This is a genomic window from Bradyrhizobium sp. WSM1253 (assembly GCF_000244935.1).
In the GTDB taxonomy this organism is placed as follows: domain Bacteria; phylum Pseudomonadota; class Alphaproteobacteria; order Rhizobiales; family Xanthobacteraceae; genus Bradyrhizobium; species Bradyrhizobium canariense.
The window spans coordinates 3,114,425-3,138,614 of record NZ_JH600073.1; the positions used below are offsets into that span (position 1 = coordinate 3,114,425).

Here is a 24,190-nt window from a genome sequence, read left to right on the forward strand (position 1 = left end):
GGGCCGAAGCAGCCATGCATTCCGGCAAAAACAGCGCCGTTCGCGGAAGCAGAAGCGGCAAGCGGAAACTAGGTTTGTCGGCCGGAGCCCCGTCGCTACGGGAGGGCTTTCGACAGTTTTCAGGAGCGACCCAAGATGTTTTCACGACGTGATTTGCTGGCCATGTCCGCGGCAGGCGCCGCCATGGTCGGTTCCAGTGCGCAGGCCGCAACCTTCGGCAATCCGGACGAGCCGCCGCAAGGCGCCGTCAACGCCAAGAGCCCCGGAAGCCTGACTGATCCCGGTCCGCAGAATCCCGAACTGGGCAAGCAATTCCCCTCCGCACAAAGCCCGCCGGCGACCGACGTCGGTGGCTTGCCGATGGATTGGGCCTCGTTCAACAATGCGCCGAGGCGCATCCAGAATGGCGGCTGGGCACGGCAAGTCACCGTCGAGGACTTCGCCATCTCGAAGGAAATCTCCGGCGTCAATATGCGGCTGTCCGCCGGCGGCATCCGCGAGCTGCATTGGCATCAGGCGGCCGAATGGGCGATCATGACCTACGGCAGCTGCCGCATCACCGTGCTCGACACGCAGGGGCGCCCCTATGTCGGCGACCTCAAGGCCGGCGACCTCTGGTATTTCCCACCGGGCGCACCGCACTCGCTGCAAGGCCTGGGGCCTGATGGTTGCGAATTCGTGATCTGTTTCGACGACGGCCACGCCAATGAGTTCAACACGCTGCTGGTGACGGACTGGCTCGCCCATACGCCGCCCGAGATACTCGGGAAGAATTTCGGCGTCCCCGCCGACGCTTTCGCGAAGATCCCGCTGCACAATCGCTGGATCTTCCAGGGCACGCTGCCCAGCGATCTCGCCGCCGATCGTGCCGCAGTCGCCAAGCATGCCGAAGCACCGCCCTATCCGTTCATCCATTCGCTCGGCAGTTCGGCGCCGGTAAAGGAGAGCTCCGCCGGCAGCATCCGCGTCGCCGACAGCAGCAACTTCAAGGTGGCCACCACCGTCGCCGCGGCGCTGGTGACGATGCCGCCGGGAGCGGTCCGGGAGATGCACTGGCATCCGAACGCCGACGAGTGGCAGTACTACATCAAAGGCAAGGCGCGGATGACGGTGTTCGACACCGGCCCCAACGCGCTGACGACGGATTTCTCGGCCGGCGACATCGGCTATGTCCGGCGCAATCTCGGCCATTATGTCGAGAATGTCGGCGACACCGAATTGCAGTTCGTCGGCGTGTTCCGTGCGCCCCGCTACGAGGAGGTGTCGCTCTCCAACTGGCTGACACACACGCCGGCCAAGCTGGTAGCCCAGCATTTCAACATCGACGAGAAGCTGATCGCCCAATGGCCGGACAGTAGCCCCGGTGTCATGCCCAAATCCTGAAGCAAAGCCACATAGGGACCAGAACGAGGAAGGCGCCGAAACCGGCGCCTTTCTTTTTGTTCGCCTTTCGAGCCGTGCAGCGGTCAGTGGTGATCGGCCGCTGGGGCCGCCTTGCCGCGGAAAACGCGATAACCGACGGCGACATAGAGCAGCATCAGCGGGAATACGACCAGGCCGGCGCCCCAGAACATGAAGGCGAGACTTGCATGAGGCGCCGCGGCCTCGTCGATCGTGATGACGAACGGGATCATGTAGGGCCAGAACGACAGAGCGAGCGTGGCGAAAGCCGCCACGAAGATCAGCGCGACCATATGGAACGGCCAATAATCGTCATGGACCAGGATGCTCTTGGCCAGCATCGCGGCCGCACCGGCGCCGATCGCGGGAAACACGAGCAGATAGGGCCGGTCGGTCCAGCGCTGCAGAATCGGAAGATGCTCGGCAAGCGCATATGCAAGGACGACGACCAGGAACACCAGGACGCCGGTCGCCAGCGGCGGGATCTGGCTCCGCGCGGCATCCCGAACGGGACCATCACTCTTCCTCACCAGCCAGCAGGCCCCGAGCAGCGAATAGCCGAAGCAGAGTCCGATGCCGCACAGGGCGGAAAAGGCGGTCAGCCAGCCGAGCGTTCCACCGGTATAATCGCCGTTGGAGAACTGAAGTCCTTCGACGAGAGCGCCGACCATCGCGCCCTGCATGAAGCTGGCGGCGAACGAACCCGCGACGAAACCGACGTCCCAGACCCAGCGCGAACGGAGGGCTTTGCCGCGAAACTCGAAGGCCACGCCGCGCAGGATCAATCCAAGCAGCATCACGACGACAGGGATATAGAGGGCCGACATCACCATGGCGTAGACCACGGGGAACGAGCCCCACATGATCACGCCCGTGACGATCAGCCAGGTCTCATTGCCGTCCCAGACCGGAGCGACCGTGCTCAGCATGGCATGCCGCTTCGCCTCGCTGCCGGCCACACCGAACAGCATGCCGACGCCGAGATCGAACCCGTCGAGGAGGAGATAGATCAGAATGCTGATGGCAAGAAGGGCAACCCAGTACATCACCATGGTTACTCTCCTGCCTCGAGATAGCTGCGGGCGGTCGGCACCTGATCGGCGAGCGACATCGGCCGATTGGGCACGGGAGCGAGGAGCGGCTTGCCGCCGAGTCCCGCCGGGCCGGCACGCAGCAGCCGATAGATGTAATACGTCCCGAACGAAAAGATGAAGGCGTAGACCGCGACGAACAGGATCAGGGAAGCCAACGCAGCCGACGCGGTCAGGAACGGCGTCACGGCGTCCGCAGTGCGGAGCACGCCGTAGATGGTCCATGGTTGGCGCCCCACTTCCGCGGTGTACCAGCCGGTGAGAATTGCGATCCACGGCAGCGGGAAGCTGAGGAAGATGCCCCACAGCAGGGGGCGGCTCCGATCGAGCCGATGCTTGAGGCCGAGCCAAGTCCCAAGCCAAGCCAGCCCCAGCATCACGAAACCGCAGCCGACCATGATGCGGAAGGCGAAGAAGGGTATCGTCACCGGCGGCCGGTCCTGCGGCGCAAAGCTGGTCAGGCCGACCTCTTTCGATGTCAGGCTCATGCTGCCGATGATGCTGCCGAGCACGGGAATCGATATCGCGTATTTGTTCGATTCGGTGCTCGAATCGGGAATTGCGATCAGCACCTCCGAGGCCGGCTGCTCGTCATGCCAGCGTGCCTCGATCGCGGCGAACTTGGCCGGCTGGTAGTCGTGGACGTAGTCACCGACGAGATGCCCGATGAAGAGCTGGACCGGCAGCAGCACTGCCGCGAGCGCGAGGCCCATCCGCAGCATCACATGTGCCTCGGCGCGATAGGTCCGCCGCAGCAGATACCACGCGCCGGTCGCCGCCACGCAGAACGCGCCGGTCAGGTAGGACGCCAGCAGCATGTGCGGAAACCGGACCCAGACCACGCGATTGAAGATGATTTGCGCCCAGTCATCAGGCACAAACTGGCCGTTCTGCAGGACGTAGCCGGTCGGCACCTGCATCCAGCTGTTGTTGACCATGATCCAGAACGCCGACAGCGTGGTTCCGAGCGCAACCATCGCGGTCGAGAACAGGTAGAACCACGGCGACACCCGGGGCCGGCCGAAGATGAGGATGCCGAAGAAGCCCGCCTCCAGCATGAAGGCGGTGAATGTTTCGTAGGACAGAAGCGGGCCCTGGATCGGACCCGACATCTTCGAGAGCACGCTCCAGTTCGTTCCGAACTGAAACGCCATCACCACGCCCGATACGACGCCCATGCCGAATGCCACGCCGAAGATCTTCAGCCAGAACGCGAACAGGGTCCGGTAGACCGGCTTGCCGCTGTACTGGTGCATCGCTTCCAGCACGGTGAGCCAGGCGGCAAGCCCGATCGTGAATGCCGGGAAGATGATGTGAAACGAGATGGTGAAGGCGAATTGCAGCCGCGACAGGAGGAGTGCCGTCGGATCCATCGGATAGACTCCCGTTCGCTCACGCCCGGTTCGCGGCCGCCGGCGCGCGTGCGGCCGGCTGCGGAATGTTGTCGACCTTAAGGGCCGCGGCCGCACCCGGGAGCTTATCCGCGGGGACGGCCCATGCGCTTCCGCGAAGGAACGTCCTTTTGCCGAATGGCATGGTGAACGCCTCGACCCGCAGCGAGCGAGCGCGACGTCAGCGCGAATGGCTTCGCTGGCGGCAGAGCCAGAGCACGTACACCGACGATGCAATCGGCAGAGCGAGACTCCAGGTTCCCAACCATTTCGTCACGCAACCGCCGACGGCCGCCCCTAGCAGGAACGCCAAACAGAGCGTGAGCATGGTTCCGGCGCCGCGCGCCGCATCGCGATCAGGCGCCGCAACGAACTGATCCATGGCGCGGAGCATGTTGCCGGTGACCGTGACCGAGAGGTATTTCCAGTGACCGACCTGTCTGAAGCTTGCCGACTGCAGCGCGACGCCAAAAGAGATGACGAGGATCGTGATCTCATCCGAAACGCGATGAAGCAACAGCATCGTCGCGGCGAGACAGACGATCTCTCCGATGAGGCAACATAACGCCGCCCGGGTGCGAACCGCCACCAACGCTCCCAGGACAAAGGCCACGAGGCGGAAGAAGATGATGAAGCGCGCGCTGCCATTGCCCTGATAGCGCATAGATTCCGAGGAAGACGACATTACCGGTCTGCGAACTCGCGAAGACGCCGAGTGACAGCCAGGTAAACGCGTCGAGGAAACCGCCCGACATGCTCAGCACAGAGGCAACCAGCAGCGATCGTTCCGGCGCACAGGCTTCGACGCTTGTCCCGGCCAGGGGCTCCAGTGCTGCAGTTTGCATGGCCATATTCGCGGGTCCGCTGAAGTCAGCAGCCGGCGCGCGGCGCGGCCTCGTCAGGCAGCAGAACACGGCGCGGATGCGTGAACACGCCGTATCCGTCATCGCGGGCGACGGCGAGTAGCGTGATTCCCGCCTCGTTCGCGGTCTGGATCGCGAGCGCGGTCGGCGCGGAAACGGCCACAACGACCGGCGCGCCGATCATCGCAGCCTTCTGCACCATCTCCACCGAAACGCGGCTCGTCAGCAGCACGGCGCTGTCGCAGGCTGACTTGCCGTCGCGGGCGATTGCGCCGGCAAGCTTGTCGAGCGCGTTGTGCCGGCCGACATCCTCCCTGATCACGGCAATGCCCGTGCGAGGGCGCCACAAGGCTGCCGCGTGAACGGATCGTGTGTGCTGATTCAAAACCTGCAACGGAGACAGCGCATGCATGGCGTTCAGCAGGTCCCGCGCGTGAAAGGCAATGGCATCGCCTCCGACCCGCGATGGCGTGCGACGCGCCTGTTCAAGGCTTTCGATGCCACATAGACCGCACCCGACCGGACCACTGATGGCGCGGCGCCGCGCGGCCAGGGTCGTCACGCGGTCCCCCCCAAGCCACATCCGCACTTCCATGCCGAGTTCGTTCGAGATCAGCTCGATGCTCCTGATCTCGCTTGCGCGATCGATGATCGCCTCGGTGAGGCTAAAGCCGACACCGAAATCCTCCAGATCGGCCGGCGTTCCCATCATCACGGCATGGGTCGATCCGTTGTAGGTGAGCGCGATGGCGCTCTCCTCGGCAACCAGCCGCGATGTCGATTTCGTGCGACCGCTGCGCCAGGCGATCTCCCGGTGCCGCGTGAATGTCGACCCTGTCATCATGGCTCACACCGCCGCCGGTTCGGCCGAATGCCGCGAGGCCCGACTTCTGAGCGCGAGCCCGAATGCAATAAAGCCCCAACCCTGGAAGACCAGATCGACGACCAGCATCGCACCGAGCAGCCACAGGCCGACGGCGGGCAAGACCGCAATCAGCATGGCGCCGACGCAGAACGTCACAACGCCGGCTGCCACGACCCAGCGCCAGCCCGCCGCCGGCCGGATATGGAAACCTGCCCAAATCCGTGTCGCACCGGCAACGACGAGGAAGGCGCACACCACGAGCGACAGCGTGAACGACGCGAGCAGCGGATCATAGAGAATGACGGCTCCGGCAGCGGCATAGACGATTCCGGCGAGCAGCCAGAACAGGAAGCCGCGCAGGCCGTGCACCGAACAGGCATGCACGATCTGGAAGATCCCGGCGACTGCCATGGTGACGCCGATGACGAGCACGGAAGCGAGGCTTGCTGCCATCAGATTGGCCGACGCAATGCCGCCGAGGATCAGTTCACCGACCCCCAGCGCAACGAACCAGCCCCCCTTTCCGCTGATCGCGTGAACGGCCCTTCCGAGCGACGCCTTCGAGTTCGACATATCCGTCATGGCTTGACCCTTGTACGTATGACCGGCCTGCCGGTCATGGATGCGGTCAAGCCTATAGAGATCCACGTCCAGTCATCTTTCGAGGATGCAGCGCCATTGTTTCATCCGCACGATGTGAAACGCTGCTGCGGGATTCACGACCGATGGGTACGTGGCGTGCGCCCTGGTCGATCAATGCGAAGACGATCAGACAGCAATACGCGGACGCGAGGATCTCCCTCGCTTCCGCGTCGTCGCTGCGCGGCGGCCCGCTTCGCTTTGCGGCCGCATCCCATACCAGGTGCTTACGAGTTCGGGCCGTCCCGGCCGGTCTCGTACAAGAACCAGATCCGCCGTTCCGTCTCGTCGATCCAGTTTTCCAGCAGGCTTGCGGTCGCGACATCGCCGTATTCGTCGCAGAGCTCGTGGACCCGGCGCATTTCCCGCGTCAGTTGCTGATTGTCGCTGCGCAGCTCGGCCAGCATGTCCTGCGGCTCGACATAATCGGCGTCGTTGTCGAGAATGCGCTGCTCGCGCGCGATCTGGCCGATCGAGCGCAGCGTGGTTCCGCCGATCTTGCGTGCCCGCTCGGCAATGTCGTCGGTCATGGCAAAGATCTGCTCGGCCTGCTCGTCGAGCATGAGGTGGTAGTCGCGAAAGTGCCTACCCGACACGTGCCAGTGGAAGTTCTTGGTCTTCAGGTACAGCGCGAAGACATCAGCCAGCAGCGCTCTCAGCGCGGCTGGAACGTCCCGGTTCGCATTGGCCCCGAGATCCGTCGGGCTTTGGAGATCTGCTTTGGTCATTGTCGTCATCCTTGCTGGAGGTTTAGAAATTTGAGGTGCGGATTTCGCCGGCACGCGAAGCACTCATTCCGCCGGCGTCGTCCTGTTCCGCAGTCGAAAGGGTGCGATCGTCCCGAACACGCCGTCGCGGCGAACCAAAGCGTGGAACAGCGCCGCCGCCAGATGCAGTAGCACGAGGGCAAAGAACGCGAAGCCCAGGTAAAAATGAGCATTCCATAGCAATGTGTGCACGCGGTCGCTCTGCGGCAGCAACGCCGGAATTCGAATCCCGCCATACAGGACGACTGGATAAGCCGCAGCCCAAAGCATGCCGAGACCCAGCAACGGCATGACGATCATGAAGCCATAGAGGAGCCGATGCGACAATCTTGCTCCCAGCTTGATCGCCGGCGGAAGATCTGCCGGCAACGGCGGCGCGCCGTAATGGAGCCGCAGCGCCAGCCTGATCACAACGAGGACCAGAAGCGTGACGCCGAGCGTCTTGTGGATCAGGATGAGCGGCAAGTACTTCGGCGCCACGGTGGACACCATGCCGACGCCGATGAAGAACATGGCAACGATACAGGCTGCCATCAGCCAGTGCAGCAGCCGCTGGATCAGGGCGAAACGATGCGGAGCGTTGCTCATGGCCTCGCCGACTCGGTTCGCGGATAGTCGCCGGCTTCGGCCGCACGCAAATCGTAGGACTTGCGGTAGACCGACGAGCGCGCGGCCGGGAAAGGATCGTCCGACAGCCGGATTCCCCGCGGCAGCACGGTCGGATCGAAGTTGATGTCGCGGCAGGGTCCATCCCGCTCGGGTTCGATCCGCTGCACGGCAAGCGTTCCGAGCTGCACCTTACGGCGCCCCTCGGGCCAGGGCCTGCTCGGGTCCGCGATCGGATCGCCGGGATCTGCGACCGTCGTAACCATGGTCCAGCGCTGCGGGCCGGCGGTCCTGATTCGCTCCACTATCTCTTGCTCGAGAAAATCCGGACCGCGCTTTTCCAGCTCGGCTTGCGAAACCGGAACGGGCTGCACAGTGGGCAGCAGCGACCATCGCACCGCGTGCTCCCCGCCCTTCGCGTTCGTGAAGATGAAACTGTTGAGCCCGTGGTAAGGCTCCTCCGCATAGCTGGTGGTCCAGGGCGCCGTCTTCGCCCAGGTCGCGAAGGCGGCAAATTCCGGATTTGCGTGGATGAAAATCTTCATCGCCTCCGGCTCCTTCTCGGCGGATGCGATCAACAGGTCGTGAAACGCCTGCGGCGTGGACACTGCAAAGAACGGCGGGTTGATCAGGGCCATCCGCCACTCTTCGCCATCCGCTGCGGCGATCTGCAATCCCAAACCGCGCACACGGACAGTTGCATCCACGGCGTTCGGATCCGCAGTGCCGAGATTGAAGCGACCCAGCGCCGGATACGTGCCGCGTTCGAAGACCTTGGCCCGCGAAAGTTCTACGCCGTTTCCGTTGGCCTCGAAGATGCCGGTGAAGCAGATCCCCTTCGCATGATTTCGCCGGTGCCCGAGCGGTGCGCCGCTCGGAGGCGTCAGCGCCGCAATCATCTGCTCCGGCGTCAGGCGCCCGGGCGAGAGCCAGCCCGCAGTGTACGCGAACGCCGCAGCCCCGCCTCCGAGGATGGCCGCTATCAACACGAGCGGTCCGAGTCCCGAACGCGGCAGTTTGCCTGATTGATTCATCGCTTCTCCTCGTAACGAGCGAGCTGACACAGACGCGTCACACGGCCCGTTCTGCCGAGCGGCTCTTGTAGCCGGCGGCCACAGCCGCGATCTTCTGAAAGCCAACGCCAATTTCGCGAAGGCACGTTCGAGCCTGCCCGGCCCGCGGGAGACCCGTCCTCATCCGCTTTCGGGCTTTCTCGAAATATTTCGTGCGATCTGGAAATCAGCCGCCGGGCTCGAAAGACCCGTCTTGCGCCCGGCTGTATTTCAGGAACTCTTCGCACAAGGCCAGGGATCAATCGCCAAACGACGAACGTGTCGCGATGGCGCTGGCGTCTTTGCGGAAGGTGGAATGCGATTGGGATTCGAATGGGCAAAGTGATCATCGTCACAGGAGCTGCGAACGGCATCGGACGAAGCACCTGCAGGAAATTGGCACAGGCCGGCCACACGGTCTACGTTTCAATGCCGGAAGTGGATGAGCACGGCGGCGCGGATGGCGGAGCCGAGGACGGCAAGCGTGGCGCGGACCTCCGAACCATCGCGTTCGACGTCTCCTCGGAAGCCTCCGTCAACTCGGCTATCGACGCCATCGTCGCTGAGAACAACCGCCTCGACGTGATCGTGCACAATGCCCGCCAGGTCCTCTACGGGCCGGCGGAGGCCTTTACACCGGCCCAGCTTGCCGAACTCTACGACACCAACGTGCTGAGTGCGCAACGGCTCAATCGGGCCGCGTTGCCACAGTTGCGCAAGCAGGGCCATGGCCTGCTGATATGGGTCTCGTCGAGCAGCGCGCGAGGCGGCTCGGTTCCTTTCCTGGGCGCCTATGCTTCCTCAAAGGCTGCCCTGGATGCGCTAGCGCTCGGCTATGCCGGCGAGCTCGCGCGTTGGGGTGTCGAGACAACCATCGTCGTTCCCAGCGCGCTCGGGCCCGGCCACTACATTCGCTCCGGCCGGCCGCTGGACACCGTTCGGGCAGAGGAATACGCGGATGGTCCGACGGCCGATTTGAGCGAGATCGCGCTGTCGGCACTTGGGCAGCTTCCGGCGAAGGATCGAACTCCGCAAGACGTCGCGACCGCCATAGCCGATATCGTCGATATGCCATTCGGACAGCGTCCGCTACGCGTTCATTTCGGTCCGGACGACGACGGGGCTGCAGCCGTCGACACCGTCGCCGACAGCGTCCGCGCGGAACTGCTCCGCCGGATCGGACTGGAAGACATTCTCAAGCCGACATTGATCGGATAAGGCGCGCATCGTGGCGCCGCACATCCAAGCCTCAGACGAAAGTGATAGAGCCCGATGCTTTACCCCGAAACTACCGGATGTTACCGTTTAAGGGCCACTGCGTTCACACGTCTTGGTGTGCTTCCAAGTCATAGAACGTGACGAGTCGTGCGCCGGGTTGATATCCGAAAATGGTCCCCCGCTGGCAAAGCAACGACATGATGGCCCAAGCCGGCCGCTCCGCTCAAGACGAGTCCGCCCATGAGATCTTTCTCTTCGGGCCGTTTCGCCTCGACCTCTCGCAGCGGCGGATTGAACGAAACGGGAGCCCGCTCCGATTATCGGATCGTGCGTTCAACATCCTGCTCGCGCTGGTCCGGCAGGCCGGCAACGTCGTCAGCAAGACGGATCTGATAGCCACGACATGGCCGGGCGCCAACGTCGAGGAAAACAGCCTGCGTGTCCATATCGCCGCACTCCGCAAAGCACTCGGAGACGGCGATGCCGGCGCCAGATATCTGAGCACGGTCTCCGGCCAGGGCTACTGCTTCGTCGCCGCGGTCTCACGCCCCAAACAGAGGCAAGCTGCGTCGACCAATCCGACTTATGTCCACAATTTGCCGGCGCATCCCCGGCAGATGGTGGGGCGTGAGCATACCATTCAGGACATCTCGGAAAGTCTGAGAGCCCACCGCTTCGTCACGGTTGTCGGCCCCGGCGGCATCGGCAAGACCACGGTCGTCATTTCCGCGGGCCACGCCCTGCTCGCGGAATTCGCCGGACATGTCCACTTCATCGGTCTCGGCGAAACCGGCAACGCCGCTCCGGTGCCGGCGATCGTCGCATCGTCACTTGGACTGCCGGCGCGATCGAATGATCCGGCGAGCAGCCTGGCGGCATTCCTGCGCGACAGGCGCATGCTGCTCATTCTGGACTGCTGCGAGCATGTCATCGAAGCAACGGCGGCGCTGGCCGAGCGGCTCTACCAGGCGGCCCCGGAGCTGCACATCCTGACCACGAGCCGGGAGTTGCTGCGCGTCGAAGGCGAGTTCACATACCGTCTCCCGCCGCTCCCGAGCCCGCCGGAGAAGGCCGTTCTGACGGCCGCGAACGCCCTCGCTTACCCATCCGTGAAACTCTTCGTGGAGCGTGCGACTGCAGGAGGCGGCGAGTTCACGCTGACGGATGCGAACGCCCCGGACGTCGGCAACCTCTGCCGTCGGCTCGACGGCATCCCGCTTGCCATCGAACTCACCGCCGGCCATGTGGGCGCATACGGCGCGAGGGCGATGGTCCAGCTCCTCGATCAGCACCTCAATTTGCTGTGGGAGGGGCGACGCACGGCACTGCCCCGACACCGGACGCTGCGCGCAACCATCGAATGGAGCTACAATCTTCTATCCGAACCGGAGCGCGTGATTCTCGGCCGGCTGTCGGTGTTCGTCGGCGGCATGACCCTGGACGCCGCCCGATCGATTGCCGCGGCCACGGAGGACGACGACACGATCCTGGCGATCATCGACGGCCTCGTTGCCAAGTCGATGCTTACACTGAACACCGGCTCGCAACCAACCCGCTACCGCCTTGCCGACTCGACCCGGGCGTACGCGCAAGAGAAACTTGTCGCCAGCGGGGACGCTGGCGCGATCTCGCGACGTCACGCCTGCTACTTTCGCGGTCTCCTTGAAAGGATCGGGAGCGAAGCGAACCGAGACCTTTCGGCGGTTGCCGAGGAGCTCGGTAACGTCCGCGCCGCGCTGACGTGGTGCTTCTCCGATCAGGGAGACCGCAAAATCGGCGTGGCGCTCGCTGCGGCATCGATTCCGCTGTTTTTCAAGCTGTCGCTCCTGGCGGAATGCGAACTCTGGGTCACTCGCGCCATCGAAGCACTGGATGAAACCAATGGAAGCATCAGGCAGGGTCTCGTCCTTCACACTGCGCTGGGCGCCGCCCGCATGCTCACGGGACGGCTCGACGGAGTGGGCGTTAATCATCTCAACCGGGCGCTTGAACTGACCGAGAAGATCGGCGACGTGCAAGGGCAGATCCGTTTGATCGACCAGTTGCACCTGCTGCAATTGTTCGTCGGCAGATATGATGAGGTACTGGCCACCGCCAAACGCGGCGAAGCCGTTGCGCTGACCAGCAACGATCCCATTGCCGTCGCGCGCATGCGCGTGTTGCTCAGCATCTCCTACCAATATCTCGGCAGGTTCGTTGAGTCCCGCTCATACATCGAAGCGGCGTTGCGTCATCCGGGCATGGATGGGGACATCCTTAGCGGCCTCACCCTCGAATACCCTAAACGCGCTCAAATCACCCTTGCGCGCGTCCTCTGGCTTCAGGGATATCCGGATCAAGCAGCGCAAATGGTGCGCCGGGCGATCTCCGACGTGATCGCGACGAACCATCCGGTCATGTTCTGCCGAGCGTTAGCATGGGCATTCGACGTCTTCTTCTGGAATGGCGATCTGGCGGATTGCGAAGAACACATCGACAGGCTCGTCGTGGAGGCTCGAAGGCACAACCTCGCCATTCTCCAGATGGTCGGCGAGGCGATGAAGGGGATTACGCTGCTGGCCCGAAGCGAGACCGGCATCGGGCTCGCTATGCTGAAAGGCTCGATCGACAAGCTACAGAGCCAGAGCTTCGGTGCGGTCGCAGGGTTGCGCATGTCCCTCGCCGATGCCTTGTCGGCTACAGGTCACGGTGACGAAGCCCTCGACACCATTGATCAGGCGATTGTCCAGGCCCGGCACTGCAACTTCATGATGGAGATGCCCGACATGCTGCGCGCAAGGGCTGAAGCGCTGATGCACAAGAGCAATCCGGATCTTTCGCAGGCGGAGATGACCTTCGTGCAGGCGCTCGACCTCGCTCGTCATCAAGGAGCGCTGGGCTATGAGCTTCGCGCGGCGATCGGGTTTGCGAGACTATGGCAGCGAGGCGGTCGCTGCCAGGAGGCGCACGATATGCTTGCGTCCGTCTATCTGCGATTTACCGAGGGCTTCGATACGCGCAGCCTCAAGATGGCGAGAGCGTTGCTTGCCGAGCTGAATCCGGCGCGCCCGTACGCGTCTGCGGCCAAATGACCCTCTCCTAATCCATAAGCGCCCTTTGCCCCGACCGATGCGGTGCTCGCCGAGGCTGCACCGGCATCCGATTGGTTGAATCGGATGCCGCTCCCGGGGCATCTAGGACCTACGATCCGAGCTTCGCCAGCATTGCACGCGCGTCGCGGAGGTCCGCCGTCTCGAAACCTTCAGTGAACTTGCCGTATGCGGACGCGAGAACACGGCGTGCATCGGCCGGATGCCCCTCGCTCACTTTCAATCGTGCCACACTGATCGCCGTTCTCAGCTCCCAAGCCAAGGCGCCCTGGCTCCGCGCCACCTCGAATGCCCTGTCGAAGGCCTGCGCGGCGGCGATCGCCGAGCGGTGCTCGCCGGGAAGCAGCAGCAATTCGCCCTTGATGCGCCAGAGTTCGGCGACGTACCACCCCTCGTCCCTGGCCTCGCATCGCGCGAGCGCCTCGTCGGCGGTCGCAAGGCCTTGCGATACCTCGCCGGCGTCGCCGAGACATACCGCGAGTTCACCGAGGGGAAGCAGAAAGCGCGGCAGGTGGCGCGCCTCGCCCGCGAGCTCAAACGTCTTGCGCAGCAGGGGCAATCCGGTCGCGAGGTCACCCCGGCGCGAGATCAGCATTCCTCTGAAGGCGCGCGCCCACAGATTCCACAGGCGGATCGGATGTCGCTCGGTGTGTTCGAGCAGCATCGTACAATAGCGCTCGGCGGCGTCGAGATCGCCGGCCAGGAACGCAATCGGGCAGGCACCCTGGCCGAGGACGCTGCAAAACGTGAGTGCGTGACCACTGGTCCGGCCTTCCTCGACGTTGTGCTCGACGACGCTCAAGGCCTGATCCGCGAGGCCGAGCAACCACAGGATCCGCGCCTGGAAATAGCGCGTCGAGACCCGCAGGTCGAACCGGAAACGAATGACCTGCGGCTTTGCCGCAAGTTCCGAGAGCCGCGACAGGGTTCGGCCGATATGATGATAGGCGAGCCGCTGGTCGCCGCGATAATGCAGCGTGGTTGCGAGAAGGCGGTCGGCCATCATGCGATCGACGGGATTGCCGGAATCGGCCACGACCTCCGCGAAGCGATTAGCAAATTCAAGCGCCTTGTGGAATTCGCCGTTATTGAACTGATCGATGCAGAGCCCCCACAGCGCGCGCAGCAGGTAATCCCTGTCACCGAGCTGCTCGGCAAGCTGTAGGGTCGCAGCCCAGGCGGGACCGGCCTCCCGGGCCCTGCCAACACCGTACATCAGTGACCAGCCGCGCGCGGCCGACAGCTGCATCCGAAGTCGCGGCGCGTTTGCAGCCGACGGATCGAGGCGCGCCAAAGCGAGTTCGGTCCGCTCGCGGCATTCGGCGAGCAGCGACAATTGCACCCAGAGCGGGACCGCGGCCGCCGTCAGGGCGGCCCCGACTTGCGAGTCCCCGCCGGGGGAGAAGGCCCAATCGAGACTAGTTCGCACGTTGTCGATGTGTCGGCCATAGAGGGTGAGCCACTCCGCCTGCGGCCTCACTTCGCTGTCGGCTTCGGCGCTGGCAAAGAATCCGCAGTAGTATTTCGCCTGGCGGTAGGCTGCGCCGGGATGTTCTCCGCCGGCACGCAGCTTCTCCAATGCATAGGCACGCGTCGTATCCAGCAGACGATAATGCGGGCTGTCGCCGCAAATATCCGCGAGAACGAGCGACTTTGCCACCAGCCTGGCAAGCTGGCCGGTCACATCGCCGATGTTCTCGCCAGCAACAGCAATCACTGCATCGAGCTGGAACTCGCCGGCGAATATGCCGAGCTGCCGGAGCAGCCACGCCTCGTCGTCCGGCAAGAGGTCGTAGCTCCAGTCGAGCGTTGCGCGTAGCGTTTGCTGCCGCGGCAACGCCGTGCGCCGGCCGGTCGTCAGGAATTTGAACCTGTCATCGAGAAGTGACGCGATCTTCGGCGGGCTAAGCATGACTGCGCGCGCCGCCGCAAACTCGATCGCCAGCGGAATGCCGTCGAGCCGGCGGCAGATGGATGCGATAGCGCCGATGTTCTCCTCGTCGGGTACAAAACTCGAACCCAGCGCCTTCGCTCTGCTCGTGAACAATTCCACTGCGCTATACGCGGAAGCGTCAGTGGGCTCGTGCCAGGTTTCAGGCGGTACGCCCAGAGGAGGCACGCGGTAGACATGTTCCCCCTCGATACGCAGCGCCTCCCGGCTTGTCGCAACAATGACCGTCCCCGCACAGTGGCTGACAACCAACTCGGCCACCTGCGCCACGGGGTCGATGACATGTTCGCAATTGTCGAGAATGAGCAGCAATGGCCGAGAGCCGATCGCGCGCGCGATGGCATCAGGCGAGATCTCCTCGCCCTCGAGCTTGGTGCCGAGGACACTGGCGATGACCGAGCAGACGAGCTTCGGATCGGACAGTGGGGCCAGCTCGACCAGCAACCGGTCAGCCACAAAGCCGGGCGGCGGCGTTCTGGCGACCTCTAGCGCGAGCGACGTCTTTCCGATGCCGCCAGGCCCGACCAGGCTCACGATGCGATAGGCCGACAGGAGCCGCCACAAATGTGCGATCGCAGCCGTTCGGCCGATGAGATCGAATGATGCGCTGGGAATGTTGATCGACGGCAGCAGGCCGGTTGCGGCAGATTGTAGCGGGGTGTCCGTATGCTGAACCCGCCATGCTCCCAGCAAACGATAACCGCGGCCAACGCTGGTTGACAACATGTCGCGGTCGGAACCGAGCGCCTTTCGGATCGCAGCGATATGCACGCGAAGTGCACTCTCCTCGACAAAGACGCCCCGCCAGACCCGCTCCTTCAGGTCGTCCCTGGTGACGAGCTGGCCCTGCGCCTGAACCAATTCCGCAAGAATCTCAAAGGCACGCCCCCCCAACGGAACGAGTTCGCCGTTCGAGCGCAATTCGCGTCTGGCAAGATCGATTTCCCATTCCGCGCAAATGTAGACGGGACGCTGGCCCGGCTCAGCCATCATTGGGACAGCCCCAAGCGGTTTCGTCATTTTCAGTCCAGCTTAGCACCAACCCCGTCGAAAGACACAGGTAGCCGGGCGGCGCGGCCGCCGGCCCCTGTCTCGCAATGCGCGCCGTTCAGCAGCCGCGGCAGATCGATCCTTCCAGCATCTTCTCAAGCCGGGCATCTTCCTTGTCGATGGTCTGGTCTGTGCCAAGCAACGGCCCCTTCATCGCGTGACCACCGCCGTCGGACGACGAAAGCGCAGTGCCCAGCGAGTTCGTGCCCGGCGCGGCGGCGCTCGTCCCGAGCGCACCGCCGCTCTCCATCGACATATGCGATCCCATGCCGCCGCGGGCGGACGCGGTGCCCGAAAGCGCAACGCAGGCGAGGACGCAAACAACAGCAAATGATTTCATTGCTCACACTCCAGGTATTCAAACTATCCGCCTCCCAGAAACGGACACCGGACGCGTTTGACTACGCACAAACGCGCGAGAATCCTGACAATCGTGACAGACTCTTCCCGCAGGAGTGATGCAGATCCACCGGGACTTTCCGCTCCGACGACCTAGATCATTTTCATCAAAAAAACTTCGGAAACGCCACCAGCCGAGCAGCGATCATCGCCAAGCGACTCTCCGCACGGAGCAAACAATGGAGAATCGCTATGAGTGTATTCAAGATTCTAATCGCAGCGGCGCTACTCTCAACGGCAACGATATCGTCGGCGTCCGCAGCCTGGTCTTTCGCTGATCAGGAGCCGGCAGCCTTTGCATCGATGTACCCCGATCGCGACGTGCTGAATGGCGGCGCACTGACGCCCGCCGGGCGAATGGGTCTCGAACGGCCGGGCGGTGCCGCGCCCGTCTTCGGCATAGGCCAATTTCGCGACCACAACTGGCATCGATGACGAGATACCACAATCCAGTATTCTGCTTTCTGCAGGTGCGGATGATGGTGCCCGTAATCCGGGAGTGCGACCGCGCCATGCGGCGCACCCTGCCGGCTTCGCGGCAGGGCCGATTGCATCGATTCGGATAGCCGACCCAAAAACTGCGAAACTTAACAGTTCTTCAGCATCCGCAACCGGGCGCGCAGCGCCGTCCGCGCTATAGTCGCTACGCCGACTGCTGCACGCGCTCGTCCGCCGCCTCGAGCGGGCGCGGCCGAGCCACGCCTCGTCAGGGTTGGCATGTGCAAAGACCGGCAGCGCCATGGAGGCATCGCTTGATCGCAGGCAGGACTGGTTATTCGATTTCGGGCAACGCGTGGCGCCTGGGAAAGCTCTTCATCTCCTGCGCTGCGCTTGCAGTCGGCAGCGCTTCCGCGGAGCCACGATATGATCCCGGCGCAAGCGACACCGAGATCCGGATCGGCAACATCATGCCCTACAGTGGCCCGGCATCTGCTTACGGCATCATCGGCAGGACGATGAGCGCGTATTTCCGCATGGTCAACGACAATGGCGGGATCAACGGCCGGAAGATCAATTTCATTTCATACGACGACGCCTACAGTCCATCCAAAGCGGTCGAGCAAGCGCGACGGCTCGTCGAGGACGACGAGGTGCTTGCGATCTTCGCTCCGTTCGGCACGGTCAGCAACGCAGCGATCCAGAAATACATGAATAGCCGGCATGTGCCGCAATTGTTCGTTATCACCGGAGCATCGCGCTGGGCGGATCCCGAGCACTTTCCGTGGACCATCGGCTGGCAACCGAGCTACCGAACCGAAGCACGCATCTATGCGGACTACATTCTGCGGCACCATCCGGGGGCAAGGATCGGTATCCTGTACCAGAACGACGACTTTGGACGCGACTATCTGCTCGGCCTGAAGGACGTGCTGCAGGACCAGTACGCGCAAATGGTGATTGCCAGCCAATCATATGAGGTCAGCACCCCGACGATCGACTCCGAGGTCGCCGCGATCAAGGCCGCTGCGCCCGACATATTCATCGACATCGCAACACCCAAATTCGCCGCGCAGGCGATCAGGACGCTCGCCGAACTGGACTGGCATCCCATCCACATCGTGACGAACGTCTCGGTCTCGGTCGGCGCGGTGCTGAAGCCCGCCGGACTGGACAATGCGAAAGGAATTCTCAGCGCGGGGTATCAGATGGACGTGACTGATCCGCAGTGGGACAGCCATCCGGGCATGCAGCATTTTCGCGCGTTCATGGCGAAATACTATCCGGAGGCAGATCGATCGGAGAGCGGGCCGCTGGTGGCCTTCAACATGTCGAGTGCACTCGTGGAGGTGATCAGGCGTTGCGGCGACGATCTCACGCACGAAAGGATCATGCGCGTGGCCACCGATCTCGATCTCGACCTCGAAGCCTACATTCCCGGTGTTCGCATAAAGACATCACCGAGGGACTTTCGTCCGATCGAGCAGCTCCGGATGATGCGCTTCACCGGCGAAAGATGGGAATGGTTTGGCCCACTGCTGGATGGACGCACTGACCAGGCGACGTCCTCACCAAACTAGCGCGCGAACCTCCTGTCGGATGAGCCGTCGATGTATGAATTCAACGCACCGCGACGGCTTCGTGCAAAGAGGAAAATGTTCGTTCGATCGATACTGCGGATCCGGCGCACGCATGCACATGTCTCAGGTGCGGGCCGAGGCGTTCTTGGCGTCGCTTTCTCAAGGAGATGTTCGATGACGACACTGAAGTTCTTGTCGGCCGGATTCGTTGTCGCGGCCATGATTGTCTCCCCCGCGATGGCCCGCGAAGGCAACGCGAAGCGTACCAATGTCGAGGCTTATGCGTCGGCTCAGCGCGTGCCGGCCTCCGCCAAGCGCGGCTGCGCCCGTGCTCCCGACGTCGGTGCGTACGCGACCGCCCCCTGGCGCCGGCCGCCCTGCGAGCCCACCTCGGGCTATTGAGTTCGCGAACCGGAGCAAGTCCGGTTGACGCCGACCGGAAGTTGATCGCCTCAACGTTCCGGATTTTGACCTCTCGGCGGAAGGAAGGACGGCGGCTCACGACCAGGCCGCCGTTCTTGCGACTGGTGCACGTCTCCTGGAAGCATTTGGGCTCCGGAGTTCTTGCGCTGACGATTCTCGGCGATGCCGAGTAAATGATGCTTCCTTTGATGGCATCAGGTTCCCTCCGAGGGACCCTTTCCATTCTGACACGCGCCCGAACGTCGTCACGAATTCGTGTATCGATCACCAACGTGTCGGGTGTCAGCATTGATAATGAACGAAGCCCCGGCGACTGAGCGGGCCTTCTTGACACGCTGACGATCTCCCCTGTAGGAGACCCAACCGCATTGACGCTTTCAAATCCATGCCAGGGATCGGTGACCTCAAGGGGCGGGCTCGTGATTTCCCCCGGATCACGACGGCGGAATTGAATCACGGGCCCCCTTATGTCGGTTGATCGCACCTACTCTTTCGAACAATGGCATATCGATTGCCAACGAAGAGAGTTGAGGCACAACGACGTCACGGTGCCGATCGGAAGCCGCGCGTTCGAGGTTCTCGAGAGGCTGGTCGGCTCCGCGGGTCTCCTGGTCACCAAGGATGATCTGATCGGAAGCGTCTGGTCGGGCCTGACCGTCGAAGACAACACGCTTCAGGTCCATATCTCGGCCGTCCGCAAGGCACTCGGCGAGGATCGCAATCTCCTCAAGACCGTTTCGGGCCGCGGCTATACGCTCGCCGGGAGTTGGCGAAGCGGGCATCTGGAGCACCCTGCGGCCGCGCCGGTAACGATTGCGGCCGACGTGCCCTTTTCAAGCAACCTGCCGAGTATCCGTGCGCCTCTTATCGGTCGCGAGGATTGCATGAGCCAATTGGTCGATGTGCTTTCGGCCTATCGGGCAGTGACCCTCGTCGGACCCGGCGGCATCGGAAAGACGAAGCTGGCAATCGAGCTGGCGCGCAGCGTCGCGCCCGCGTTCAACGATTCCGTGGCGCTGGTCGAACTTGCGACCCTGCAGGATGCGGCACTTGCGGCATCCGCATGCGCCCGTGCACTCAAGCTCGCCTCGAGCGACAAGGAAGCCTCGGCCGCAAGCATTGCGCAGGCCATCGGAACGCGCCGTCTGCTTCTTGTCCTGGACAATTGCGAACATGTGATCGAAGTAGCCGCGCAGATCGCCAGTGCAGTGCTTCGCTATTGTCCGAACGTCACCGTTCTCGCGACCAGCCGCGAAGGCCTCCGCATCGACGGCGAATATGTTGCGGCCATTCCGGCGCTGTCGGTTCCTGATCCCGAGATGCACGATCCCGACTTGCTGCTGCGGGCAAGCGCAGTGCAGCTGTTCGTCGCGCGAACGCAGGCCCTGCGTGCAGGTTTCGTTGCGGGCGCGGAGGAACTCCGGAAGATCGCCGCCATCTGTCGCCGCCTCGACGGCATTCCGCTCGCGTTGGAGTTTGCCGCGGCCCGGGCCGCCAATCTCGGGGTCGATACCGTACTGCTCCGTCTCGACAAGCGCTTCGAGCTCCTGAGCGGCGGCCGCCGCGACCAGTTGCCGCGACACCAGACCCTGCGGGCCACCCTGGACTGGAGCTATGACCTTTTGGCCCCGGCAGAGCAGAACCTGCTTTGCCAACTCGCGGTGTTTCCGGCCGGTTTCACGCTCGATGCGGCCAGTGCGATGATGGAAGACACTCTGTCGCGGTCGGACGTCATCGAAACCCTGTTCAATCTGGTCGGGAAATCGCTGGTGTCGCTGGACCCCTCATTCGAGGGACGATGGCGGCTCCTGGAGAGCACCCGCGCTTATGCGCTGGAGAAGCTCGCAGAGGCAGGCCTCGTCGAACGGGCGGCAAGGCGGCAGGCCGGCTTTCTCAGGCAGATCATCGCACCGCTCGGCGATGCCTCTCCCGCTCCCGACGACATCTCCCGTTTCGCTCAGGAGATCGGCAACGTGCACGCCGCGCTCGACTGGGCGTTCTCGCCCGGTGGAGAGACCGCGCTTGGAATCGAACTGACGGCCGGATTCGTTCCGGTATGGATGCAGTTGCTGTCCTTCGTGGAATGCTCGACGCGGATCGAGCACGCGCTTGCGCATTTCAGTCCCGGGTTCACCTGCGTTCCGAAGCTCAAGGCGCAGCTCTATGTCGCGTTGGGTTTCGCGCTTCTCAACACGGCGGGAACAGCGGATCGCATGAAGGCGGCGCTGAGCATCGGTCTCGCGCTCGCTGAGGAATTGTCCGACCTCGAGCTTCAGCTCAAGGCGGTCTGGACGTTGTGGAGCTATAACCTAAACTCGGGCCAATATGCCGCGGCCAGGGAGGTCGGCGAGCGCTACCTCGAGATCGCGCTGCGCACCGGAAATCCCGCCAACGAGGCGGTAGGTCGTCGCCTGATCGGCGCTGCCACGCATTTCTTTGGAATGCAGGAGGATGCACGACGCGAGCTGACGCTGTCCCTGGACCATTCGGCTCACGGATTGAACGGCGGTGCGAACCAGATGTGGTTTTTGCTGAACCAGAGTGTCCTCGCCAAGGCGATGTTGGCGCGCGTCCTGCTGCTGCAGGGCAGGATCACCCAGAGCAGATCTCTGGCCGCCGAGTGCCTCGAGGAGGCCCGGCGCGAGAAGGACAAGCTTGCGATCGCCTATGCACTCCGCAATGCCGTCTGCCCGATCGCGCTGATGACGCATGATCTTGCCGCCGCCGATCAGGCGATATCCTCCCTTCTCGAACTCGTCACGCGCGAGGGAATAGCTTTCTGGACCAGCTGGACGTCCTGCCTGAAGGGACAATTGCTGGTTCTGCAAGGCAAGCATCACGACGGAATAGCGCTGCTGCGCAGCGGCCTGAAGGCGCGGACCGAGAACGGCTGGCTGATGCGCAATCCCGAGTTTCTCGGATCGCTCGCCGAAGGCCTGCTCGCGATCGGTGAGGCTGCGCAGGCCCTGGCCGCGGTGGAAGAGGCCTTGTCGATGTCGCGGCAAGGCCGGCAATTGTGGTGCCTTGCGGACCTATTGCGGATCAAGGCCGAGATTCTCCTGGCCAACGGACCATCCGATCTTTCGCGAGCCGAGGTGCTGTTCGCCGAGGGACTGTCCATCGCCAGGGACCAGCAATGCCGCTTCTACGAGTTGAAAGTTGCGGCTGCGTGGGCAGGGATCATGGCGAAATCGAACCGTCAGCAGACGGCCCTTGATCTTGTGGGCCCGGTGAGCGCGCTGTTCGATCAGGAGATTGACCTTCCCGCACTCGCCTTTGCCCGCACTCTGGCTGAAATACCGGGCATCTCGCTTTCGACATCCGACGGCGACCGGCTCCCATCCTGCACCTGCCATTAGGTTGCGATGCCTTTCGGCCGACACTGCCCTTCACTCCATCTTCCGGACCTTGCGTGATGAACGTCTCTCGACGACAGATTTTGGGCGGCATCGGCGCTTCGGTGTTTTCGCCCGGCATCATCCGTGCGCAGGGCACGGGACCGATCAGGATCGGCGAGATCAACTCCTATAGCAGCGCCCCCGCGTTCACCCTGCCCTATCGTCGCGGCTGGCAGTTGGCGGTCGAGCAGGTCAACGCCAAAGGCGGCCTTCTCGGTCGCGAGCTGCAGGTCGTCAGCCGGGACGACGAAGGCAAACCCAGCGTCGCGATCCGCGCGGCAGAGGAGCTCGTGCGCAGGAACGACGTCGATCTGCTGGCTGGCGCATATCTGTCGAATGTCGGCCTCGCGATCAGCGACTTCGCCCGGCAGAACCGGGTCTTGTTCGTGGCGAGCGAGCCGCTCACGGATGCCCTCGTCTGGGAGCGGGGACATCGATATTGCTACAGGCTCCGCCCCTCGACCTACATGCTGGCAGCGATGCTGGTTGAGGAGGCCGCTCAACTCAAGGCGACACGATGGGCGACAATCGCTCCGAACTACGAGTACGGGCAGTCGGCCGTAAGGTGGTTCATGCAGCTTCTCCGCCAACGTCGCCCCGATGTCGCGTTCGTTGGCAGTCAATGGCCGCCGCTGGCTGCCATCGATGCCGGCGTGGTCGTGAACGCGCTCGCACAGCAGAATCCCGAGGCGATCCTCAATATCACCTTCGGGCCCGATCTCACCAAATTCGTCCGGCAGGGAAAGGATCGCGGCCTGTTCGAAGGACGAGATGTCGTGTCGTTCACGACAGGCGAACCCGAATATCTCCATCCGCTCGGAGAGGACGCGCCGACAGGTTGGATCGTGACCGGCTATCCCGTGACCGAGATCCTGGACCGCGCCAACAGTTCATTCGCATCGGCGTATTCCTCGCGATATGGCGAGGCTCCCACCATGGGCTCCGTGGTCGGTCACGCCATGATCAGCTCCATCGTGGCTCCGATCGAGCGGCTCGGGAGCCTCGATACCGAAACGATGGCGGATGGGTTTGGCAATGTCAGCTTCGATACACCGTTTGGACCGGCAATTTGGCGTTCGATCGATCATCAAAGCACGATGGGAACATTCGTCGGTCGCACCGCGGTCAGGGGCAACAAGGCCGTCATGGTAGACTGGAAATATAGGGATGGTGGAAGCGTGCTTCCCCCGGATGCCGAAGTCCGCAAGTTGCGCCCGGCAATATGACTGGCGAATGCGGTGACACGGAAGCCCTGCAAGTCCACCTCAGCATCCCGGCGGCAGGATCGGCGATACGCCCGGCGTCGGCGCAGCGCCTGAGGCGTTCGCCGGCACCACCGTCGCGGGCTCCGCCAGGTTCATAGAGACCCCTTCAGCGCAAGCCGAGCTGTTAGGGCTCGGCACGACGGTGGCGTTCGGGTCGATGCCCGTGCCGCCGGCGTTGCTGGCGTCCGCCGGGATCGTGCCGGGCGCGGGGCTTGCAGGCACTTGCGAAATCGAAAGCGGCAGAGACGCAGCGCTGGTCACCTGTCCTCCCGGCGTTGAACTGCAGGCCACTGTTGCACCTGTTCCCGCCGGAGCGGCCGCGGGAATCGTCCCGATGGAGCTACCGCTCTGTCCCGTGAGCGGCAGGATCGGAGCCGCGATGCCCGGAGGCGAAAGACCCGTGGGCGATACAGCTGGAGTCGCCGGCACCGGCGACAGCGATGACGATGGCGGCGCGCAGATGACCACTGTCCCCGGCGTCACCGGATCCGACGCCAGCGGAACGGGCGCCAGCGTCGTATCCGGAGCACCCGGCACAGTCGTTGCGGAAAACGGCCCCGGACTGTTGAGCGGCGAGATCACGATCGCGCCCGGCACCGTCGGCAGATCCATTGCGGTGCTGCCGGTCGTTGCGATTTGTGCCTGGCCCGGAGAGAAGCCGAGCAGGAAAGCGACCATCATTGCAAACGCGAACCGTATCATCT

General features: G+C 63.4%; 18 protein-coding genes and 1 pseudogene. 7 read left to right on the forward strand and 12 right to left on the reverse strand.

All coding sequences use genetic code 11. The features are described from left to right. The first annotated feature begins 135 nt into the window (after window positions 1-135). Window positions 136-1,383 carry an oxalate decarboxylase family bicupin gene (locus BRA1253DRAFT_RS16195; protein ID WP_007596061.1) on the forward strand — a complete coding sequence of 416 codons (1,248 nt, stop codon included), beginning with the start codon at window positions 136-138 and terminating at the stop codon, window positions 1,381-1,383. Window positions 1,384-1,466: 83 nt separating this feature from the next. Here the strand turns inward: BRA1253DRAFT_RS16195 and cydB are convergent, their stop codons facing one another. The 9 genes from cydB to BRA1253DRAFT_RS16235 form a co-directional block, all read right to left on the reverse strand. Further along, window positions 1,467-2,453 carry a cytochrome d ubiquinol oxidase subunit II gene (gene cydB, locus BRA1253DRAFT_RS16200; RefSeq protein WP_007596062.1) on the reverse strand — a complete coding sequence of 329 codons (987 nt, stop codon included), beginning with the start codon at window positions 2,451-2,453 and terminating at the stop codon, window positions 1,467-1,469. A 2-nt stretch (window positions 2,454-2,455) separates the two neighbouring features. Beyond that, on the reverse strand, window positions 2,456-3,865 hold the full coding sequence (locus BRA1253DRAFT_RS16205) for a cytochrome ubiquinol oxidase subunit I (protein WP_007596071.1): 1,410 nt from the start codon (window positions 3,863-3,865) through the stop codon (window positions 2,456-2,458). Window positions 3,866-4,064: 199 nt separating this feature from the next. Continuing rightward, entirely contained in the window at window positions 4,065-4,496 is a 432-nt protein-coding gene (locus BRA1253DRAFT_RS45270) for a DUF1275 family protein (RefSeq protein ID WP_245285930.1), read from the reverse strand. Beyond that, window positions 4,378-4,830, reverse strand: coding sequence for a YoaK family protein (locus BRA1253DRAFT_RS46210; RefSeq protein ID WP_371261322.1), 453 nt, complete (start codon window positions 4,828-4,830; stop codon window positions 4,378-4,380). The genes BRA1253DRAFT_RS45270 and BRA1253DRAFT_RS46210 overlap by 119 nt, the downstream gene beginning before the upstream one ends. Next, window positions 4,754-5,590: a formate dehydrogenase accessory sulfurtransferase FdhD gene (gene fdhD, locus BRA1253DRAFT_RS16215; protein ID WP_035993483.1), complete on the reverse strand. Its 837-nt coding sequence runs from the start codon at window positions 5,588-5,590 to the stop codon at window positions 4,754-4,756. The genes BRA1253DRAFT_RS46210 and fdhD overlap by 77 nt, the downstream gene beginning before the upstream one ends. A gap of 3 nt (window positions 5,591-5,593) precedes the next feature. After that, window positions 5,594-6,259 carry an HdeD family acid-resistance protein gene (locus tag BRA1253DRAFT_RS16220; protein WP_245285932.1) on the reverse strand — a complete coding sequence of 222 codons (666 nt, stop codon included), beginning with the start codon at window positions 6,257-6,259 and terminating at the stop codon, window positions 5,594-5,596. 218 nt (window positions 6,260-6,477) lie between these two features. Continuing rightward, window positions 6,478-6,978 carry a Dps family protein gene (locus BRA1253DRAFT_RS16225; protein WP_007596078.1) on the reverse strand — a complete coding sequence of 167 codons (501 nt, stop codon included), beginning with the start codon at window positions 6,976-6,978 and terminating at the stop codon, window positions 6,478-6,480. 63 nt (window positions 6,979-7,041) lie between these two features. After that, window positions 7,042-7,605, reverse strand: coding sequence for a cytochrome b (locus BRA1253DRAFT_RS16230; protein WP_007596080.1), 564 nt, complete (start codon window positions 7,603-7,605; stop codon window positions 7,042-7,044). Further along, window positions 7,602-8,657: a catalase family peroxidase gene (locus BRA1253DRAFT_RS16235; protein ID WP_007596083.1), complete on the reverse strand. Its 1,056-nt coding sequence runs from the start codon at window positions 8,655-8,657 to the stop codon at window positions 7,602-7,604. The genes BRA1253DRAFT_RS16230 and BRA1253DRAFT_RS16235 overlap by 4 nt, the downstream gene beginning before the upstream one ends. Before the next feature lie 351 nt (window positions 8,658-9,008). On the opposite strand from BRA1253DRAFT_RS16235, the gene BRA1253DRAFT_RS16240 reads away from it, so the two are divergent. Next, window positions 9,009-9,893 carry an SDR family NAD(P)-dependent oxidoreductase gene (locus tag BRA1253DRAFT_RS16240; RefSeq protein ID WP_007596085.1) on the forward strand — a complete coding sequence of 295 codons (885 nt, stop codon included), beginning with the start codon at window positions 9,009-9,011 and terminating at the stop codon, window positions 9,891-9,893. Between the two features lie 197 nt (window positions 9,894-10,090). After that, window positions 10,091-12,964: a winged helix-turn-helix domain-containing protein gene (locus BRA1253DRAFT_RS16245; protein WP_245285933.1), complete on the forward strand. Its 2,874-nt coding sequence runs from the start codon at window positions 10,091-10,093 to the stop codon at window positions 12,962-12,964. Window positions 12,965-13,073: 109 nt separating this feature from the next. On the opposite strand, the gene BRA1253DRAFT_RS16250 is transcribed toward BRA1253DRAFT_RS16245, so the two are convergent. Together BRA1253DRAFT_RS16250 and BRA1253DRAFT_RS16255 are read right to left on the reverse strand one after the other, a co-directional pair. Next, complete coding sequence (locus BRA1253DRAFT_RS16250; RefSeq protein WP_088940987.1) at window positions 13,074-15,926, reverse strand: winged helix-turn-helix domain-containing protein; 2,853 nt, start codon at window positions 15,924-15,926, stop codon at window positions 13,074-13,076. A 115-nt stretch (window positions 15,927-16,041) separates the two neighbouring features. Next, window positions 16,042-16,323, reverse strand: a complete 282-nt coding sequence (locus tag BRA1253DRAFT_RS16255) for a hypothetical protein (RefSeq protein WP_007596089.1) — start codon at window positions 16,321-16,323, stop codon at window positions 16,042-16,044. A gap of 811 nt (window positions 16,324-17,134) precedes the next feature. Here BRA1253DRAFT_RS16255 and BRA1253DRAFT_RS16265 point away from each other — a divergent pair. The 4 genes and pseudogenes from BRA1253DRAFT_RS16265 to BRA1253DRAFT_RS16280 all read left to right on the forward strand — a co-directional run bounded on the left by BRA1253DRAFT_RS16265 (window position 17,135) and on the right by BRA1253DRAFT_RS16280 (window position 23,447). Continuing rightward, the gene (locus BRA1253DRAFT_RS16265) at window positions 17,135-18,400 is read left to right on the forward strand and encodes an ABC transporter substrate-binding protein (RefSeq protein ID WP_007596093.1); all 1,266 of its coding nucleotides are present in this window, start codon (window positions 17,135-17,137) and stop codon (window positions 18,398-18,400) included. Window positions 18,401-18,574: 174 nt separating this feature from the next. Beyond that, window positions 18,575-18,802 carry a hypothetical protein gene (locus tag BRA1253DRAFT_RS44475; RefSeq protein WP_007596095.1) on the forward strand — a complete coding sequence of 76 codons (228 nt, stop codon included), beginning with the start codon at window positions 18,575-18,577 and terminating at the stop codon, window positions 18,800-18,802. A gap of 488 nt (window positions 18,803-19,290) precedes the next feature. Continuing rightward, a pseudogene (locus BRA1253DRAFT_RS46215) lies at window positions 19,291-19,569 on the forward strand (transcriptional regulator); the annotation flags it as partial. Window positions 19,570-22,238: 2,669 nt separating this feature from the next. Beyond that, window positions 22,239-23,447, forward strand: coding sequence for an ABC transporter substrate-binding protein (locus BRA1253DRAFT_RS16280; protein WP_007596097.1), 1,209 nt, complete (start codon window positions 22,239-22,241; stop codon window positions 23,445-23,447). 39 nt (window positions 23,448-23,486) lie between these two features. Here the strand turns inward: BRA1253DRAFT_RS16280 and BRA1253DRAFT_RS43615 are convergent, their stop codons facing one another. After that, a complete protein-coding gene (locus tag BRA1253DRAFT_RS43615) occupies window positions 23,487-24,188 on the reverse strand; it encodes a hypothetical protein (protein WP_007596098.1) in 702 nt (233 codons plus the stop codon). Window positions 24,189-24,190: the final 2 nt, after the last annotated feature.